The sequence below is a fragment of the Pseudomonas sp. B7 genome (genome assembly GCF_016735645.1).
Taxonomy (GTDB): Bacteria; Pseudomonadota; Gammaproteobacteria; order Pseudomonadales; family Pseudomonadaceae; genus Aquipseudomonas; species Aquipseudomonas glycinae.
The window spans coordinates 902,614-919,242 of the sequence record NZ_JAERRE010000001.1 but is presented as its reverse complement, the minus strand read 5'-3'; the positions used below and the strand labels follow the sequence as shown (position 1 = coordinate 919,242).

Sequence of the window (16,629 nt, the reverse complement as noted above, 5' to 3'; positions counted from 1 at the left end):
TTGTCGACCTGATGCCCTGTATCGACGCGTCACGTACAATCCTTAGTAATTCGTCATGTGTTTAGTGACCGTCTGTCGACTCTTCTCAGGAACCTTTATGAATATCCAAGGCTCCGCCCTTCTGCGCGAAACCTTTCCTGTCGGTCCTCTGCAGTGCAACTGCACGATCATCGGCGATCCGATCACCAAAAAAGCCATCGTTGTCGATCCGGGCGGCAATTCTGACCTGATCATGGCTCGCCTCGATGCGCTCGGTCTGAAAGTGGTCAGCATCATTCACACCCACGCGCACCTCGATCACTTCCTGGCTTCCGGCCAGATGAAAGAGAAGACCGGCGCCACGTTGCACCTGCATAAAGAGGATCAGTTCCTGTGGGACAACCTCGAGATGCAATGCCAGATGTTTGGTGTGCCTTATACCCCGGTGCCGTCACCGGATCGCTGGTTGAGCGACGATGAAGAGCTGGCCTGTGGCTGTGGCGTGGCGTTGCACACGCCGGGGCATACGCCAGGTTCCATGAGCTTCTGGTTTTCCGAGGCTAAGCTGTTGATTGCCGGCGACACGCTGTTTCGTCGCGGAGTAGGGCGCACGGATTTGTGGGGCGGCGATCAGGCGACCATCGTGCGATCGATCAAGCAGCGGCTGTACACCCTGGATGAAGACGCGACCGTTGTGGCCGGGCATGGTCCGGATACGCGTCTTGGGGATGAAATGCGCGAGAACCCGTTTGTGCGTGCCTAAACATTTTGTCACGGGTGCCCAGCGGAATTTTTGTGCATTGTCATGATCCAACGCCCGCACGGGCCAATTGCCAATGGCCGCGGCATCACAGAATGCAAAATGTAGGAGCACTCCATGTTCACCACGCGTCGTTTGATTATTGTCGCTACTGCCGTGGCCGTCTTGTCCGGCTGCGCCTCGCCCAACCCGTATGACAATCAGGGTCAGGCCGACAGTGGCTCCCAGGGCATGAGCAAAACCGCCAAGTACGGTGGCCTCGGTGCACTGGCCGGCGCGCTGGCCGGTGCCGCCATCGACCACAACAACCGCGGCAAGGGTGCGCTGATCGGTGCAGCCGTCGTCGGTGCCTCGGCCGCCGGTTACGGCTACTACGCTGACCAGCAGGAGAAAAAACTGCGCGCCAGCATGGCCAACACCGGGGTTGAAGTGCAGCGTCAGGGCGACCAGATCAAGCTGATCATGCCGGGCAACATCACCTTCGCCACCGATTCGGCGAACATCGCTTCCAGCTTCTATCAGCCGCTGAACAATCTGGCCAACTCGCTCAAAGAGTTCAACCAGAACCAGATCGAAATCGTCGGCTACACCGACAGCACCGGCAGCCGCCAGCACAACATGGACCTGTCCCAGCGTCGTGCGCAGAGCGTGGCGACCTACCTGACTTCGCAGGGTGTAAGCGGTGCCAACCTGAGCGCCCGCGGTGCCGGCCCGGATAACCCGATCGCCAGCAACGGTGACGTCAACGGCCGGGCGCAGAACCGCCGCGTCGAGGTGAACCTGAAGGCGATCCCTGGTCAGCAATATCAGCAGGGTCAGCAATATCAATGATCTGATTGCCGGTGAAAAAACTGGCATGCATAAAAAAACCAGCGTGAGCTGGTTTTTTTATGGCCGGAGTATCAGGCGGTTTGAGGCTTGGCCATCTTTCGGTTTTTCATCGGTGCAGCCTGCATGAACCGACGCTCGATAAAGACAAAAGACAAGGTGGATACGATAGAAGCAAAGGCCAGTGTGCATCCTGCCAGTACGGCGAATCGAGCAAGGGAGAGCTCACTGATTTCAACCCAGTACAAATGCACCGCGCCGAATACCAGGAACAACAACATAGCGTGCAGCAGATAAAAGCTGTAGCTGACCGAGCCCATTGCCACTAGCGTACGCAAGGTCAGTAATGAGGGACGAGCAATTGTCAGCGCGGCAAAAATGACCGAGACATTCAGGAACTGTTCCAGGCCGAAGATGCCCTTGTCACCAAATCGATAGAACATCAGCGATATCGTGGCAATCGCCAGAACCAGCGCGCCCCGCCGCAAGTTCTTGCTGAACTCTCTGGTGCTGAACATTGAGCAGAGCGCCCCTGGAATGAAAAACACCCAGGCACTGGCGCCGTTGAGGATCAGGTCAAGAATGGCAAAAATGATGATGGACAACAGCGTAAAGTTGCGACTCTTCCTGAGGGCAATGTAGACCAGCGGCAGGACTAGGTAAAACCGCCATTCGATGGCCAGCGACCAGGAAACGCCCAAGAGACGTGCAAAGTTGAATTCGTTCAGCGTTGGAAGCGGAAGCAGTCCGAAGCCAAACAAAGCCGGAATTGCCGCGACCATTGAAGCAATGTCCTGATGAATCGGCCAGGAGAACCAGAAGCCGATGGCGATGGCCAGGAGGGCGGCAGCAAAATAGGCCGGGACAATACGGCGTACACGCTTAACGAAGAAATCTGACCAGTCAACCGGTTTTTCCGACAGGATTTTGCTGGCAAACAACAGCCCGGTAATGCAGAAAAATACCTGTACACCGATGGCTCCCAGAAACTTCAGCAACTCACTGTCGGCAGGATCGAAGTAAAAAACCTTCGGCACCACTGCAAGATTGATCAGTACAAAAGGGGCGTGGTTCAGGGAAACCATAATGGCAGCCAACCCACGCAATCCATCCAGCCAGCGCGATTTCGGATGGTCTTCAGGCACGAGTGAGGGCGTGGTCCACTGAAAGATGAACATCGGCAGCGCCGCGCAAGCGAACAGAAATGCCAGAAGTATCAGGATTTCTGGTGTGTGCACTACGTAAAGGGGATTCATGGTGGGGCTCGGAAAAATTTTGCGGATTCTACCAGACCCGACTTTGCAGTCTACTCAGGGCGGCCAGCATAAGTCGGTTCGAAATATGCCCTGATAAAATGATCGCCCCTGCACATCCTGCAAAAAACAGAAAAGCCCTTGGCCAATTACTGGTCCAAGGGCTTTCGCTGGTGCGAAGATTTTACTTCTTCAGGCCGTAATGCTCGTCAAGCATGCCCGGCGAGTTCGGGGTCTTCGGCGCGTAGTCACGCGGAGGTTCCTGATCCCGTGGTGGTGTCAGGCGTTCCCGTGGGGCCTGTGCTGCTTCAGAGTGCAGCGAGGCGAGCAAGCGTTGACGGGTCTGCTCGTCCAGGGCCAGGCGGTTGGCGCCGTCGGCGAGGTGATCCTGCACTTCCTGATAGCTCTGGGTCAGTTTCTTGACCAGATTGGCGGTGCTGTTGAAGTGGGTCACCACTTCGTTCTGATAACTGTCGAAACGTTCCTGAATATCATCCAGTTGACGCTGCGTGCGGCTGGGCGCGGCGTTCGGCGCAACGCGAGCGATCAGGAAACCAATGGCGACACCCACAACCAGGGCAAGAGTCGGTAACAACCAAACTAAGAGCGAGTGTTCCACGAGTCCTTCCTCTATAAACGGCTTTGCTTTACGTTAACGGCTCGAACCTGCGCTGTATACCGCGATTCACTCGCAATAGACTGGCACAGACAATTTGCTAGACGAGTCGACCCGATCCGAGGTCACGGAGTTCCTTCCTTGCTGATGCGTGAAACCCCTGTAGTGATTGATGGCCCGGTGGGGCAACTTGAGTCTTTGTATCTGGACAATGAGCAGCCACGCGGCATCGCGCTGATCTGCCACCCGAACCCGGTGCAGGGCGGCACCATGCTCAACAAGGTCGTCTCGACCCTGCAGCGCACCGCGCGCGACGCGGGTCTTATCACCTTGCGCTTCAACTATCGCGGCGTCGGTGCCAGCGAAGGTTCCCATGACATGGGCACTGGTGAGGTCGACGACGCCCAGGCCGCTGCCGCCTGGTTGCTGGAAAAGCATCCGGAGCTGCCGTTGACCCTGTTCGGCTTCTCTTTCGGCGGATTTGTTGCAGCAAGTCTCGGCGGTCGTCTCGAAGCCCAAGGCATTCAGCTCAAGCACCTGTTCATGGTCGCGCCGGCGGTGATGCGCCTGGGCGAGCAGGATCAACTGCCGCAGCAGGGCGAGTTGACCGTGATCCAGCCGGAAACAGACGAAGTGATCGATCCGCCGCTGGTCTACGACTGGTCTGAAAAACTCCCGCGCCCCCATGAGCTACTGAAAGTGGCAGAATGCGGACACTTTTTTCATGGCAAGCTGACCGATCTCAAGGATCTGATCCTGCCGCGTCTCTCGAATTGATTGCAGTCTGACAAGCGATTACCCATGACGAACCGTACCCGCATCCTCACCGGCATCACCACCACCGGCACCCCGCACCTGGGCAACTACGCCGGTGCCATTCGCCCGGCGATTCTCGCCAGCCGCGACAGCAATGCCGACTCGTTCTACTTCCTGGCCGACTATCACGCCCTGATCAAGTGCGATGACCCGCTGCGCATCCAGCGCTCGCGTCTGGAAATCGCCGCGACCTGGCTGGCCGGTGGCCTGGATGTGGATCGCGTGACCTTCTACCGTCAGTCCGACATTCCGGAAATCCCCGAGCTGACCTGGCTGCTGACCTGCGTTGCCGCCAAAGGCCTGCTCAACCGCGCCCATGCTTACAAGGCTTCGGTGGACAAGAATGTCGAGACCGGCGAAGACCCGGATGCCGGCATCACGATGGGTTTGTACAGCTATCCGGTACTGATGGCGGCGGACATTCTGATGTTCAACGCGCACAAGGTGCCGGTCGGTCGCGATCAGATCCAGCACGTGGAAATGGCCCGTGATATCGGCCAGCGCTTCAACCACCTGTTCGGCCAGGGCAAGGAGTTCTTCACCATGCCCGAAGCGCTGATCGAGGAAAGCGTGGCCACGTTGCCGGGCCTGGACGGTCGCAAGATGTCCAAGAGCTACGACAACACCATCCCGCTGTTCACCAGCGCCAAGGACATGAAGGACGCGATTTCACGGATCGTTACCGACTCCCGTGCGCCAGGCGAAGCGAAAGATCCGGACAACTCGCACCTGTTCACCCTGTTCCAGGCGTTCGCCACACCGGCGCAGGCTGATGAGTTCCGCAGCGAGCTGCTGGGCGGTCTGGGTTGGGGCGAGGCGAAGAACCGTCTGTTCCAGTTGCTCGACAACGAGCTGGGCGAATCCCGCGAGCGTTATCACCAGTTGATCGAGCGTCCGGCAGATCTGGAAGACATCCTGCAACACGGCGCCAAGAAGGCTCGTGCGGTGGCGACGCCGTTCCTCAACGAGTTGCGCGAAGCGGTCGGCCTGCGCTCCTTCGTCAGTCAGGTTCAGGTGGCTGCGACCACCAAGAAGAAAGCTGCGAAAGCCGCACGTTTCGTCAGCTTCCGTGAAGACGACGGCAGCTTCCGTTTCCGTCTGCTGGCGGCTGACGGCGAGCAACTGCTGCTGTCGCGCAACTTTGCCGACGGTAAAACCGCCGGTCAGGTGACCAAACAACTGCAATCGGGTCAGGCGCTGGATGTACGCAGCGAAGACCTGAGCTTCAGCGTCTGGCTGGAAGGCGAGTGCGTCGGCGACAGCCCGGCGTTCGTCGACGTGGCTGCGCGGGATGCGGCTGTCGAGGCCTTGCGGATCGCTCTGACACCGGTTCAGGAATAATCAACGGCTCGGCCCGACCAAGGGCCGATTGCCATTCCCACGGGCCATCGCTACAGTGACGGCCCGTTTTTGTTGCCTTGCTAACGAATTATGACGCCCCTAGAACGATATCAAGCTGATCTGAAACGCCCGGATTTCTTCCATGATGCGGCGCAGGAAACTGCCGTGCGTCATCTGCAACGCCTGTATGACGATCTGATCGCGGCCGAGCAGAACAAGCCGGGTTTGCTGGGCAAGCTGTTTGGCAAAAAGGATCAGACGCCGGTCAAGGGCCTGTACTTCTGGGGCGGCGTGGGTCGCGGCAAGACTTACCTGGTGGACACCTTCTTCGAAGCGCTGCCATTCAAGGAAAAGACCCGCACTCACTTCCACCGCTTCATGAAGCGTGTACACGAAGAGATGAAAACCCTCGGCGGCGAGAAAAACCCGCTGACCATCATCGCCAAGCGTTTTGCGACTGAATCGCGGGTCATCTGCTTCGATGAATTTTTCGTTTCCGACATCACCGACGCCATGATCCTCGGCACGCTGATGGAAGAGCTGTTCAAGAACGGCGTGACCCTGGTCGCCACGTCGAACATCGTGCCGGACGGCCTGTACAAGGACGGCCTGCAACGCGCGCGCTTCCTGCCGGCCATCGCGCTGATCAAGCAGAACACCGAGATCGTCAACGTCGACAGCGGCGTCGACTACCGTCTGCGCCACCTCGAACAAGCGGAGCTGTTCCACTATCCGCTGGACGAAGCCGCTCACGAAAGCCTGCGCAAGAGCTTCCGCGCGCTGACGCCTGAGTGCACGGCGGCGGTGGAAAACGATGTGCTGATCATCGAGAACCGCGAAATCCGTGCCCTGCGTACTTGCGATGACGTGGCCTGGTTCGACTTCCGCGAACTGTGCGACGGCCCGCGCAGCCAGAACGACTACATCGAACTGGGCAAGATCTTCCACGCCGTGCTGCTCAGTGGCGTGGAGCAGATGAGCGTCACCACCGACGACATCGCCCGACGCTTCATCAACATGGTCGACGAGTTCTACGACCGTAACGTCAAACTGATCATTTCTGCCGAAGTCGAGTTGAAAGACCTGTACACCGGCGGGCGTCTGACGTTCGAGTTCCAGCGTACCCTCAGCCGTCTGCTGGAGATGCAATCGCACGAATTCCTGTCCCGGGCGCACAAGCCTTAAGCGGATTCGGCAAACAAAAAGGGCCTGCAGATGCAGGCCCTTTTTTGTGTCTGGTCGAATCGTCAGGCAGCTTGCTGGAACTGCTGCCGGTACTGGTTCGGCGACAGTTCGGTGTGCTGGCGGAACAGCCGTGCGAAGAAACTCGCATCGTCGTAGCCGACTTCGTAGCTGATGGTCTTGATGCTCTTGCGACTGCCGGAGAGCAAGCCCTTGGCAGTCTCGATGCGCAGCCGTTGCAGGTAGTGCAGTGGCTTGTCACCGGTGGCGGTCTGGAAGCGGCGCATGAAGTTACGGATGCTCATGCCGTGCTCGCGGGCCACGTCTTCGAAGCGGAACTTGTCGGCGAAATGCTCTTCGAGCCAGTGCTGGATCTGCAGGATGATCACGTCCTGATGCAGTTTCTGGCCACCGAAACCAATGCGACCCGGTGCATAGCTGCGTTGGACTTCATAGAGAATGTCGCGGGCCACAGCCTGAGCCACATTGGCGCCGCAGAAGCGCTCGATCAGATAAATGTAGAGATCGCAGGCTGAGGTCGTACCGCCGGCGCAGTACAGGTTGTCGGCGTCGGTCAGGTGCTTGTCCTGATTGAGATAGACCTGCGGGAAACGCTCGGCGAAGGCGTTGAAGAAACGCCAGTAGGTGGTCGCTTCCTTGCCGTTGAGCAACCCGGCCTCGGCCAGCCAGAACACCCCGGTGGCCTCGCCGCAGAGCACCGCGCCCCGGGCATGCTGTTCGCGCAGCCACGGCAGGATCTGTGGGTAACGTTGGCACAGCGTATCGAAATCGTCCCAGAACGCCGGGAGGATGATGACGTCGGCGTTTTCCAGGCCGCCGTCCACCGGCATGACCACGTCACTGAAGCTGTTGACCGGTTTGCCGTCGGGGCTGACCAAGCGGGTTTCGAACGCCGGAGTCAGGCCGTGGCCCAGTTGTTTGCCGTAACGCAGGCTGGCCAGATGGAAGAAATCCTTGGCTTGCATGAGGGTGGAAGCGAAAACCCGGTCGATCGCCAGGATGCTGACGCGCCGCAAGGGCGTGGAGACTTGCTTGGACATAATTCAACTTTTGTTTTTATAAGGGAAAGTGGTCACCAGACGGCTGGATCGTCTTATTTTTTGTCGGATGTGTCCAGTGTCCTGTATCGGAAGCGAGGCTTAGTCTCTGAAGGTCTGATCCCTCCAACAATAAATAAAAGGTGCCGCATGATTCCCAGAACCTTGTTCAGCTCCGAGCACGAATTGTTCCGCGACAGCGTACGAACCTTCCTCGAAAAAGAGGCCGTGCCGTTCCATGGGCAATGGGAAAAACAAGGCTACATCGACCGCAAACTGTGGAACAAGGCAGGGGAGGCGGGGATGCTCTGCTCGAACCTGCCGGAGGAATACGGCGGGTTGGGGGCGGACTTTCTTTACAGCGCGGTCGTGATCGAAGAAGTCGGGCGGCTGGGTTTGACCGGTATCGGTTTTTCACTGCATTCGGACATCGTCGCGCCGTACATCCTGCATTACGGCAGCGAAGCGCTGAAGCAGAAATACCTGCCGAAACTGGTGTCTGGCGAGATGGTTACCGCGATCGCCATGACCGAGCCCGGCGCCGGTTCCGACCTGCAAGGGGTCAAGACCACGGCGGTACTGGATGGCGACGAATATGTGATCAACGGTTCGAAAACCTTTATCACCAACGGCTTCCTGGCGGATCTGGTGATTGTCGTGGCCAAGACCGATCCCAAGGCCGGTGCCAAGGGTACCAGCCTGTTTCTGGTGGAGGCGAACACACCGGGCTTCGACAAGGGCAAACGCCTGGATAAGGTCGGAATGAAGGCTCAGGACACGTCGGAATTGTTCTTCCAGGACGTGCGCGTGCCGAAAGAAAACCTCTTGGGTCAGGCCGGGGCGGGATTTGCCTATCTGATGCAGGAACTGCCGCAGGAGCGTCTGACTGTGGCGATTGGCGGTCTGGCTTCAGCCGAGGCGGCGCTGCAATGGACGCTGGATTACACCCGCGAGCGCAAGGCGTTCGGCAAGTCGATTGCCGACTTCCAGAATACCCGCTTCAAACTGGCGGAAATGGCCACCGAGATTCAGATCGGCCGGGTGTTCGTCGACCGCTGCCTTGAGCTGCATCTGCAAGGCAAGCTGGATGTGCCGACGGCGGCGATGGCCAAGTACTGGGGCACCGACCTGCAATGCAAGGTGCTCGACGAGTGCGTGCAACTGCATGGCGGTTACGGTTTCATGTGGGAATACCCGGTGGCCCGGGCCTGGGCGGATGCGCGGGTGCAGCGCATCTATGCCGGCACCAATGAAATCATGAAGGAGATCATTGCGCGGTCGCTTTGAGTTTTGCAGTGAGTTGACTGGCCCCTTCGCGAGCAGGCTCGCTCCCACAATCATCACGCTGTACCTGTGGGAGCGAGCCTGGTCGCGAAGCTTTTAGCGGCTGATCACGGCGCCGGGTTCGGATAATCCTTGTGAATCGCTTCGATCCCTTCCAGCACTTCCTTCGACAGTTTCAGCTCGTAGCTCGCAATGTTGCTGTCCAGCTGTTCCAGCGTCGTCGCCCCGATGATGTTGCTGGTGACGAACGGTTGCTGATTCACAAAGGCCAGGGCCATTTGTGCCGGATCCAGGCCGTGTTCACGGGCCAGCGCCACGTAACGGCTGCATGCTGCTTCCGATTGCGGGTTGAAATAGCGGCTGAAACGGCTGTAGAGGCTCAGGCGGCCTTTCGGTGGACGCGCCCCACCTTCGTACTTGCCCGACAGGAAACCGAACGCCAGCGGCGAATAGGCGAGCAGGCCGCATTGTTCACGGATGGCGATTTCCGCCAGACCGATCTCGAAACTGCGGTTGAGCAGGTTGTACGGGTTCTGGATCGAGACAGCGCGCGGCCAGCCACGGGCTTCGGCCAGGGCGAGAAATCGCATGGTGCCCCACGGCGTTTCGTTGGACAAACCGATGTGGCGGATCTTGCCGGCCTTCACTTGCTCATCGAGCGCCTCAAGGGTGTCTTCGAGCGGCGTCAGGTTGGCTTCGGTCTGGTGCTTGTAGCCCAGCTGTCCGAAAAAGTTGGTGCTGCGCTCCGGCCAGTGCAACTGGTAGAGGTCGATGTAGTCGGTCTGCAGGCGCTTGAGGCTGGCGTCCACGGCCTCGGTGATGTGCTGGCGGTTGTGGCGCAGGTTCTTGTCGCGGATGTAGTCGATGGTGTTGCCGGGGCCGGCGATCTTGCTGGCGAGAATCCAGTCGGCGCGGTCGCCACGGCTCTTGAAGTAATTGCCGATGTAGCGCTCGGTGGTGGCGTAGGTGTCGGCTTTTGGCGGCACCGGGTACATTTCGGCAGTGTCGAGGAAATTGATCCCGGCCTCTTTTGCCCGTTCGATCTGGGCGAAGGCTTCAGCTTCAGTGTTTTGCTCGCCCCAGGTCATGGTGCCGAGGCAGATTGCACTCACGTTCAGGTCGGTACGGCCTAGCTGGCGATAGTCCATCGGGTGCTCCTTGGGCAAAACAAGCATAAAAGCAGGTTGAAATTTTTTTCGCAATCTGCATAATTGCCGACCTCTTTCTGCAGTGGAAGTGATGCCCCGCCGCCGAAGAATCTTGCCGTTGAACGGACGCGCCGACCCGAGCCCCCGAAAGCGTCTGTATCCGGCTGCCTTTGACTTGTCAAAGTACGCACTATTCAGTAAGATCCGCCGTCTTATTTACAGGCGGCCCCTGAGGCTATAAAGAATGAAAACTTTTACTGCTAAACCGGAAACAGTAAAGCGCGACTGGTTTGTCGTCGACGCTGCTGGTCAGACCCTGGGTCGTCTGGCCACCGAAATCGCGAGCCGTCTGCGTGGCAAGCACAAGCCTGAGTACACTCCTCACGTTGACACCGGCGACTACATCGTCGTAATCAACGCTGAGCAGATCCGTGTTACCGGCGCTAAAACCACTGACAAAATGTACTACTCCCACTCCGGTTTCCCGGGCGGCATCAAGTCGATCAACTTTGAAAAGCTGATCGCCAAGGCCCCTGAGCGCGTGATCGAGACCGCGGTTAAAGGCATGCTGCCTAAAAACCCACTGGGTCGCGACATGTACCGTAAGCTGAAAGTCTATGCGGGCGCTGCACACCCTCATACTGCTCAGCAGCCCCAAGAACTGAAGATTTAACGGAATAGTTCATTATGTCGGCGACTCAAAATTACGGCACTGGCCGTCGCAAGACCGCAACCGCACGCGTTTTCCTGCGTCCGGGTACTGGTAACATCTCCATCAACAACCGCTCCCTGGACACGTTCTTCGGTCGCGAAACTGCCCGCATGGTAGTTCGTCAGCCGCTGGAACTGACTGAGACTGTCGAGAAGTTCGACATCTACGTCACCGTCATCGGTGGTGGTGTAAGTGGTCAGGCTGGCGCAATCCGTCACGGCATCACTCGCGCTCTGATGGACTACGACGAAACCCTGCGTAGCGCTCTGCGCAAAGCTGGCTTCGTTACCCGCGACGCCCGTGAAGTTGAACGTAAGAAAGTTGGTCTGCGTAAAGCGCGTAAGCGTCCGCAGTACTCGAAGCGTTAATTTCGCTTCCACGTTCAAAAAGAACGCCCGATTCCTCACGGAACCGGGCGTTTTTTTATGCGTGCGATTTCTTGAATAATTGCGCTGTGACAACTTGCCACATTCGTAGACCCCCTATACTACAAGGCTTGAGGGCCAGCCCTCCGGGTAATTACCTTGTCAGAATTGGGGGTTTTCATTACCATTCGGCAAAATTTTTATAAGTACATAGTTTCAATTTAGTAGACGCCTGATTTAACAGGCCACAAAGCTGATGGGAGAGGACTGAATGAGCAATGACGGCGTGAATGCAGGCCGGCGTCGCTTCTTGGTAGCAGCCACATCCGTGGTGGGTGCTGCAGGAGCGGTGGGGGCTGCGGTCCCGTTCGTGGGGTCATGGTTTCCCAGTGCCAAGGCGAAAGCTGCCGGAGCACCGGTGAAAGTGAATGTCAGCAAAATCGAGCCAGGACAGCAGATGATTGCTGAATGGCGCGGCCAGCCGGTGTTCATTGTCCGCCGTACCGAGGAAATCCTGGGGAATCTCAAAAAGATCGAAGGCCAACTCTCCGATCCGACCTCCAAAAACTCCACGCAACCCACTTATGTCGACCCTGAAGTGCGTTCGATCAAGCCGGAAATCCTCCTGCTGATCGGGATCTGCACTCACCTGGGTTGCTCACCGACCTTCCGTCCCGAAGTGGCACCCGCGGATCTGGGCAAAGACTGGGTAGGCGGTTATTTCTGCCCTTGCCACGGTTCCCACTACGATCTGGCTGGCCGCGTCTACAAGTCGCAACCTGCGCCTTTGAACCTGCCAGTACCCCCGCATTCCTATGAGACCGATGACCTGATTGTCATTGGCGTCGATACGGAGAAAGCGTGATGAGCAAGTTCATGGATTGGGTTGATGCACGCTTCCCCGCCACCAAAATGTGGGAAGACCATCTCAGCAAGTATTACGCGCCAAAAAACTTCAACTTCTTCTATTTCTTCGGCTCGCTGGCGCTGCTCGTTCTGGTCAACCAGATCGTCACCGGCGTCTGGCTGACCATGAGCTACACCCCGTCGGCGGAAGAAGCGTTCGCTTCCGTCGAATACATCATGCGCGACGTCGAGTACGGTTCGATCCTGCGCCTGCTGCACTCCACCGGCGCTTCGGCGTTCTTCATCGTGGTCTATCTGCACATGTTCCGTGGCCTGCTCTACGGTTCGTACCAGAAGCCGCGTGAGCTGGTGTGGGTCTTCGGCATGCTGATCTACCTGGCGCTGATGGCTGAAGCCTTCATGGGTTACCTGCTGCCGTGGGGCCAGATGTCCTACTGGGGTGCCCAGGTGATCATCTCGCTGTTCGGCGCGATTCCGGTCATCGGCAACGACCTGACCCAGTGGATCCGTGGTGACTACCTGATTTCCGGAATCACCCTGAACCGCTTCTTCGCCCTGCACGTGGTTGCGCTGCCTATCGTGATTCTCGGTCTGGTGGTGCTGCACATCCTGGCATTGCACGAAGTCGGTTCGAACAACCCGGACGGCGTGGACATCAAGAAGCACAAAGACGAAAACGGTATCCCGCTGGACGGCATCGCCTTCCACCCGTACTACACCGTGAAAGATATCGTCGGCGTTGTGGTGTTCCTGTTCATCTTCTGCTTCATTGTGTTCTTCTTCCCGGAAATGGGCGGTTACTTCCTCGAAAAACCTAACTTCGAGCAGGCCAACCCGTTCAAGACCCCAGAGCACATTGCACCGGTCTGGTACTTCACACCGTTCTACGCAATCTTGCGGGCGGTCCCTGACAAGCTCATGGGCGTTATCGCCATGGGTGCCGCGATTGCGGTGCTGTTCGTCCTGCCGTGGCTCGACCGCAGCCCGGTCAAGTCGATGCGTTACAAAGGCTGGATGAGCAAGATCTGGCTGGTGGTGTTCTGCATTTCGTTCGTGATCCTCGGCATTCTGGGCGTTCTGGCCCCGACGCCAGGCCGTACGCTGCTGTCGCAGGTCTGCACCTTCCTGTACTTCGCCTACTTCATTCTGATGCCGTTCTACACCAGGCTCGAGAAGACCAAACCGGTTCCGGAAAGGGTGACTGGCTGATGAAAAAGTTATTTTTTGCTCTGATTTTTGCTGCTCTGCCAGTGCTGTCTTTCGCGGCCGAACACGGTGGTCCGGAACTGGAAAAGGTCGACATCGACGTTTCCGACAAGGCTGCCCTGCAGGATGGCGCGCGTACTTTCGCCAACTATTGCATGGGCTGCCACAGTGCCAAGTTCCAGCGTTACGAGCGTGTGGCCGATGACCTCGGTGTTCCGCACGAACTGATGCTGGAAAAACTGGTGTTCACCGGCGCCAAGATCGGCGATCACATGAACATCGGCATGCAGCCGGCCGACGCCAAGACCTGGTTCGGCGCAGCGCCGCCAGACCTGACGCTGGTGGCTCGTGTTCGCGGCACCGACTGGCTCTACGGTTACCTCAAGTCGTTCTACGAAGATCCTGCGCGTCCATGGGGCGTGAACAACAAGGTCTTCCCGAACGTCGGCATGCCCAACGTGCTGGTCGGCCTGCAAGGTCGCCAGGTTGTGGGTTGCAAACAGGTACAGATCGTCGAGGACGGCAAGAAGCAATATGACCCGCTGACCGGTACGCCTCTGACTCATGAAGCGTGCGATCAGTTGACCATCGTGCCGAAAACCGGAAGTCTCAACGAAGAGCAGTTCGATGAGAAGGTCAAGAATCTGGTAACCTTCCTGGCTTACTCGGCTAACCCGGTTAAGCTGCAACATCAGCGCATCGGTACTTACGTCTTGCTGTACCTGGCGTTCTTCTTTGTGTTCGCCTACCTGCTCAAGCGTGAATACTGGAAAGACGTGCACTGATAACGCTTCAAGCAATTGCTGTTAATCGCGCGCGCCCAAGGGCGCCTCTGAAAACGCAACGCCTGGTTCGCCAGTCGTTGCGGGAGGTGCCCTCTGGGCGCGCGCGTTTTTCCGGCTCCGACTATTTCAACAAGCGAGGAGGATCGCCATGGGCGTGACCAATCGGTTGGCCTGTTACTCCGACCCCGCCGACCACTATTCCCACCGAGTGCGCATCGTGCTTGCAGAGAAGGGTGTCAGCGCCGAAATCATTTTTGTGGAGGCTGGTCGTCAGCCGCCTAAACTGATTGAAGTGAACCCTTACGGCAGTCTGCCCACGCTGGTCGATCGAGACCTGGCGTTGTGGGAGTCGACCGTGGTGATGGAATACCTGGATGAGCGTTACCCGCATCCACCGTTGATGCCTGTGTACCCGGTGGCGCGTGCCAACAGCCGTCTGCTGATTCATCGTATTCAGCGCGACTGGTGTGGTCTGGTGGATCTGATTCTGGATTCGCGCACCAAGGAAGCGGCCCGTGCCGTGGCGCGCAAGGAATTGCGCGAAAGCCTGACGGGCGTGTCGCCGCTGTTTGCCGACAAGCCGTTTTTCCTCAGTGAGGAACAAAGTCTGGTGGATTGCTGCCTATTGCCAATACTCTGGCGTTTGCCGATTCTGGGTATAGAACTGCCGCGGCCGGCCAAGCCGCTGCTTGATTATATGGAGCGTCAGTTTGCGCGTGAGGCATTCCAGGCGAGTCTGTCTGGTGTCGAACGTGACATGCGCTAAGGCTTAAGGAGCCGCTATGAACTCCAGTCGACCTTATCTGGTCCGCGCGCTCTACGAGTGGATTGTGGATAACGATTGCACCCCGCACATGCTGGTCAATTCCGAGTACCCGGCGGTGCAGGTGCCACAGGGCTTTGCCAGTGACGGGCAGATTGTCCTGAACATTTCGCCAAGTGCCGTGCGGCACTTGCACATGGACAATGACGTTGTGACCTTCGAAGGTCGCTTCGGTGGCGTCCCGCACAGTCTGTACGTGCCGATTGCTGCGATTCTGGGGATCTATGCCCGGGAGAACGGTCAGGGCATGGTGTTCGATCTGGAGTCGCCGATGGATGACGAAGACGAGATCGAGCAGGATGACGATGTTCCGCCACCGGACAGCGAGCCACCGCGCCCAAGCGGTCGGCCAAGTCTGAAAGTGGTGAAGTAATAAAAAAGGCGATCCGGTTGGATCGCCTTTTTTGTGCCTGCGTTTTGCGGGTCAGTCGATGTATTCGAACAGCTTCACAATCTTCTGTACGCCGGAAACACCCTGCACCAGGTTGGTCGCCTGGGCGGCTTCCTGTTTGGTCAGCAAGCCCAGCAGATAGACAATACCGTTCTCGGTCACGACCTTGATGCGCGAGCCGGGAATGCTGGCGTCAGTGAGCATCTGGGTCTTGATCTTGGTGGTCAGCCACGCATCGTTCTGGCGAGCCAGCAGGGAGGAGGGCTGCAACACTTGCAGTTCGTTATGGACCTTTTTCACGCGCTGAACGTTGGCGGCGGCCTGTTCGGCCTTTTCCTTGAGATCTGCGCGCGGGGTCTGGCCGGCCAGCAGCACGACACCGTTGAAGCTGGTCACGACGATGTGCGAGTCGTTGTCCAGGGCCGGATCGGCCTTGGCTACGTTGACGCCGACTTTGGTTTCGATCAGCGAGTCATCGATCTTGCTGCCGAAAGTGCGGGTGCCGCGGTCGTCTTCGATCGGCGCTTCACGGCTGGCATTCACCACCGAGGTGCAGCCACTGATGCCGAGGCACAGGGTCAAGGCCAGAAGGCCAAGGCGATTAGGGGTCATTCTTCACTCCCGAACAGTTGGCTGTCGATCAGATCGCAAAGGCAATGGATCGCTAGCAAGTGGACTTCCTGAATACGTGCGGTGACGTTGGCCGGTACGCGAATCTCGACGTCTTCGGGCAGCAGCAGTGAAGCCATGCCTCCGCCATCGCGTCCGGTCAATGCTACGACAATCATTTCGCGATCATGTGCGGCCTGGATCGCCTGAATAATGTTCGCCGAGTTGCCGCTGGTCGAAATCGCCAGCAATACGTCGCCCGGCTGGCCGAGTGCGCGAATCTGCTTGGAAAACACTTCGTTGTAGCTGTAGTCGTTGGCGATCGAGGTGATGGTCGAGCTGTCGGTGGTCAGCGCGATCGCCGGCAGGCTCGGGCGCTCACGCTCGAAACGGTTGAGCAGTTCCGAGGAGAAGTGCTGGGCATCGCCGGCCGAGCCGCCGTTACCGCACGAGAGCATTTTGCCCTCGTTGAGCAGGGCGTTGACCATCACCTGGCTGGCTTGCTCGATGTGCGGTGCAAGTACGTCCATCGCCTGTTGCTTGGTGTCGATGCTGGCCTGGAAAAGCTGGCGAATTCGGGATTGCATGTCCATCTGTGTGACCTTA

Annotated in this window: 19 protein-coding genes; 13 read left to right on the top strand and 6 right to left on the bottom strand. The window is 58.0% G+C overall.

Annotated elements, in window-relative coordinates:
• Positions 1 to 97 precede the first annotated feature (97 nt).
• On the top strand, positions 98 to 742 hold the full coding sequence (locus JKA62_RS04335) for an MBL fold metallo-hydrolase (protein ID WP_011335883.1): 645 nt from the start codon (positions 98 to 100) through the stop codon (positions 740 to 742).
• Positions 743 to 856: 114 nt separating this feature from the next.
• Positions 857 to 1,570 (top strand): OmpA family lipoprotein, encoded by a 714-nt coding sequence (locus tag JKA62_RS04330; RefSeq protein ID WP_011335882.1) that lies wholly within the window; start codon positions 857 to 859, stop codon positions 1,568 to 1,570.
• Between the two features lie 71 nt (positions 1,571 to 1,641).
• Here JKA62_RS04330 and JKA62_RS04325 read toward each other — a convergent pair whose 3' ends face one another.
• On the bottom strand, positions 1,642 to 2,823 hold the full coding sequence (locus JKA62_RS04325; protein ID WP_111539347.1) for an acyltransferase family protein: 1,182 nt from the start codon (positions 2,821 to 2,823) through the stop codon (positions 1,642 to 1,644).
• Between the two features lie 181 nt (positions 2,824 to 3,004).
• Positions 3,005 to 3,439, bottom strand: coding sequence for a YhcB family protein (locus JKA62_RS04320; RefSeq protein ID WP_011335880.1), 435 nt, complete (start codon positions 3,437 to 3,439; stop codon positions 3,005 to 3,007).
• A gap of 144 nt (positions 3,440 to 3,583) precedes the next feature.
• Here JKA62_RS04320 and JKA62_RS04315 point away from each other — a divergent pair, with 144 nt between their 5' ends.
• From JKA62_RS04315 to zapE, 3 genes are all read left to right on the top strand, one after another.
• Positions 3,584 to 4,213 (top strand): alpha/beta hydrolase, encoded by a 630-nt coding sequence (locus tag JKA62_RS04315; protein WP_011335879.1) that lies wholly within the window; start codon positions 3,584 to 3,586, stop codon positions 4,211 to 4,213.
• Positions 4,214 to 4,237: 24 nt separating this feature from the next.
• Positions 4,238 to 5,593, top strand: coding sequence for a tryptophan--tRNA ligase (locus JKA62_RS04310; RefSeq protein ID WP_011335878.1), 1,356 nt, complete (start codon positions 4,238 to 4,240; stop codon positions 5,591 to 5,593).
• A gap of 90 nt (positions 5,594 to 5,683) precedes the next feature.
• On the top strand, positions 5,684 to 6,778 hold the full coding sequence (gene zapE, locus JKA62_RS04305) for a cell division protein ZapE (RefSeq protein ID WP_011335877.1): 1,095 nt from the start codon (positions 5,684 to 5,686) through the stop codon (positions 6,776 to 6,778).
• 62 nt (positions 6,779 to 6,840) lie between these two features.
• On the opposite strand, the gene JKA62_RS04300 is transcribed toward zapE, so the two are convergent.
• A complete protein-coding gene (locus JKA62_RS04300) occupies positions 6,841 to 7,737 on the bottom strand; it encodes a GlxA family transcriptional regulator (RefSeq protein WP_170929381.1) in 897 nt (298 codons plus the stop codon).
• Between the two features lie 246 nt (positions 7,738 to 7,983).
• Between JKA62_RS04300 and JKA62_RS04295 the strand changes: the two genes are divergently transcribed.
• A complete protein-coding gene (locus JKA62_RS04295) occupies positions 7,984 to 9,120 on the top strand; it encodes an acyl-CoA dehydrogenase family protein (RefSeq protein WP_011335875.1) in 1,137 nt (378 codons plus the stop codon).
• A gap of 104 nt (positions 9,121 to 9,224) precedes the next feature.
• On the opposite strand, the gene JKA62_RS04290 is transcribed toward JKA62_RS04295, so the two are convergent.
• A complete protein-coding gene (locus JKA62_RS04290) occupies positions 9,225 to 10,265 on the bottom strand; it encodes an NADP(H)-dependent aldo-keto reductase (protein WP_011335874.1) in 1,041 nt (346 codons plus the stop codon).
• 244 nt (positions 10,266 to 10,509) lie between these two features.
• Between JKA62_RS04290 and rplM the strand changes: the two genes are divergently transcribed.
• The 7 genes from rplM to JKA62_RS04255 all read left to right on the top strand — a co-directional run bounded on the left by rplM (position 10,510) and on the right by JKA62_RS04255 (position 15,396).
• Positions 10,510 to 10,938, top strand: a complete 429-nt coding sequence (rplM, locus tag JKA62_RS04285) for a 50S ribosomal protein L13 (RefSeq protein ID WP_003228062.1) — start codon at positions 10,510 to 10,512, stop codon at positions 10,936 to 10,938.
• A gap of 14 nt (positions 10,939 to 10,952) precedes the next feature.
• Positions 10,953 to 11,345, top strand: coding sequence for a 30S ribosomal protein S9 (gene rpsI / locus JKA62_RS04280; protein WP_007956794.1), 393 nt, complete (start codon positions 10,953 to 10,955; stop codon positions 11,343 to 11,345).
• Positions 11,346 to 11,613: 268 nt separating this feature from the next.
• On the top strand, positions 11,614 to 12,207 hold the full coding sequence (gene petA / locus JKA62_RS04275) for a ubiquinol-cytochrome c reductase iron-sulfur subunit (protein ID WP_007917031.1): 594 nt from the start codon (positions 11,614 to 11,616) through the stop codon (positions 12,205 to 12,207).
• Positions 12,207 to 13,418, top strand: coding sequence for a cytochrome b (locus JKA62_RS04270; RefSeq protein ID WP_007956792.1), 1,212 nt, complete (start codon positions 12,207 to 12,209; stop codon positions 13,416 to 13,418). The genes petA and JKA62_RS04270 overlap by 1 nt, the downstream gene beginning before the upstream one ends.
• A complete protein-coding gene (locus JKA62_RS04265; RefSeq protein ID WP_011335873.1) occupies positions 13,418 to 14,200 on the top strand; it encodes a cytochrome c1 in 783 nt (260 codons plus the stop codon). Before JKA62_RS04270 ends, JKA62_RS04265 begins: the two co-directional genes overlap by 1 nt.
• A 148-nt stretch (positions 14,201 to 14,348) precedes the next feature.
• Positions 14,349 to 14,966, top strand: a complete 618-nt coding sequence (locus JKA62_RS04260) for a glutathione S-transferase N-terminal domain-containing protein (RefSeq protein ID WP_011335872.1) — start codon at positions 14,349 to 14,351, stop codon at positions 14,964 to 14,966.
• Positions 14,967 to 14,982: 16 nt separating this feature from the next.
• Entirely contained in the window at positions 14,983 to 15,396 is a 414-nt protein-coding gene (locus JKA62_RS04255) for a ClpXP protease specificity-enhancing factor (protein ID WP_007956787.1), read from the top strand.
• Positions 15,397 to 15,447: 51 nt separating this feature from the next.
• Here the strand turns inward: JKA62_RS04255 and JKA62_RS04250 are convergent, their stop codons facing one another.
• Positions 15,448 to 16,026: a BON domain-containing protein gene (locus JKA62_RS04250; RefSeq protein WP_011335871.1), complete on the bottom strand. Its 579-nt coding sequence runs from the start codon at positions 16,024 to 16,026 to the stop codon at positions 15,448 to 15,450.
• The gene (locus tag JKA62_RS04245; protein ID WP_007928463.1) at positions 16,023 to 16,616 is read right to left on the bottom strand and encodes a phosphoheptose isomerase; all 594 of its coding nucleotides are present in this window, start codon (positions 16,614 to 16,616) and stop codon (positions 16,023 to 16,025) included. Before JKA62_RS04245 ends, JKA62_RS04250 begins: the two co-directional genes overlap by 4 nt.
• Between the last annotated feature and the right edge of the window lie 13 nt (positions 16,617 to 16,629).

Excerpts from the sequence above, each read along its gene's own strand:
- JKA62_RS04335 (WP_011335883.1), top strand. The coding sequence starts at position 98 with ATGAATATCCAAGGCTCCGCCCTTCTGCGCGAAACCTTTCCTGTCGGT.
- JKA62_RS04330 (WP_011335882.1), top strand. The coding sequence starts at position 857 with ATGTTCACCACGCGTCGTTTGATTATTGTCGCTACTGCCGTGGCCGTC.
- JKA62_RS04325 (WP_111539347.1), bottom strand. The coding sequence starts at position 2,823 with ATGAATCCCCTTTACGTAGTGCACACACCAGAAATCCTGATACTTCTG.
- JKA62_RS04315 (WP_011335879.1), top strand. The coding sequence starts at position 3,584 with ATGCGTGAAACCCCTGTAGTGATTGATGGCCCGGTGGGGCAACTTGAG.
- JKA62_RS04310 (WP_011335878.1), top strand. The coding sequence starts at position 4,238 with ATGACGAACCGTACCCGCATCCTCACCGGCATCACCACCACCGGCACC.
- zapE (WP_011335877.1), top strand. The coding sequence starts at position 5,684 with ATGACGCCCCTAGAACGATATCAAGCTGATCTGAAACGCCCGGATTTC.
- JKA62_RS04295 (WP_011335875.1), top strand. The coding sequence starts at position 7,984 with ATGATTCCCAGAACCTTGTTCAGCTCCGAGCACGAATTGTTCCGCGAC.
- JKA62_RS04290 (WP_011335874.1), bottom strand. The coding sequence starts at position 10,265 with ATGGACTATCGCCAGCTAGGCCGTACCGACCTGAACGTGAGTGCAATC.
- rplM (WP_003228062.1), top strand. The coding sequence starts at position 10,510 with ATGAAAACTTTTACTGCTAAACCGGAAACAGTAAAGCGCGACTGGTTT.
- rpsI (WP_007956794.1), top strand. The coding sequence starts at position 10,953 with ATGTCGGCGACTCAAAATTACGGCACTGGCCGTCGCAAGACCGCAACC.
- petA (WP_007917031.1), top strand. The coding sequence starts at position 11,614 with ATGAGCAATGACGGCGTGAATGCAGGCCGGCGTCGCTTCTTGGTAGCA.
- JKA62_RS04270 (WP_007956792.1), top strand. The coding sequence starts at position 12,207 with ATGAGCAAGTTCATGGATTGGGTTGATGCACGCTTCCCCGCCACCAAA.
- JKA62_RS04265 (WP_011335873.1), top strand. The coding sequence starts at position 13,418 with ATGAAAAAGTTATTTTTTGCTCTGATTTTTGCTGCTCTGCCAGTGCTG.
- JKA62_RS04260 (WP_011335872.1), top strand. The coding sequence starts at position 14,349 with ATGGGCGTGACCAATCGGTTGGCCTGTTACTCCGACCCCGCCGACCAC.
- JKA62_RS04255 (WP_007956787.1), top strand. The coding sequence starts at position 14,983 with ATGAACTCCAGTCGACCTTATCTGGTCCGCGCGCTCTACGAGTGGATT.
- JKA62_RS04250 (WP_011335871.1), bottom strand. The coding sequence starts at position 16,026 with ATGACCCCTAATCGCCTTGGCCTTCTGGCCTTGACCCTGTGCCTCGGC.
- JKA62_RS04245 (WP_007928463.1), bottom strand. The coding sequence starts at position 16,616 with ATGGACATGCAATCCCGAATTCGCCAGCTTTTCCAGGCCAGCATCGAC.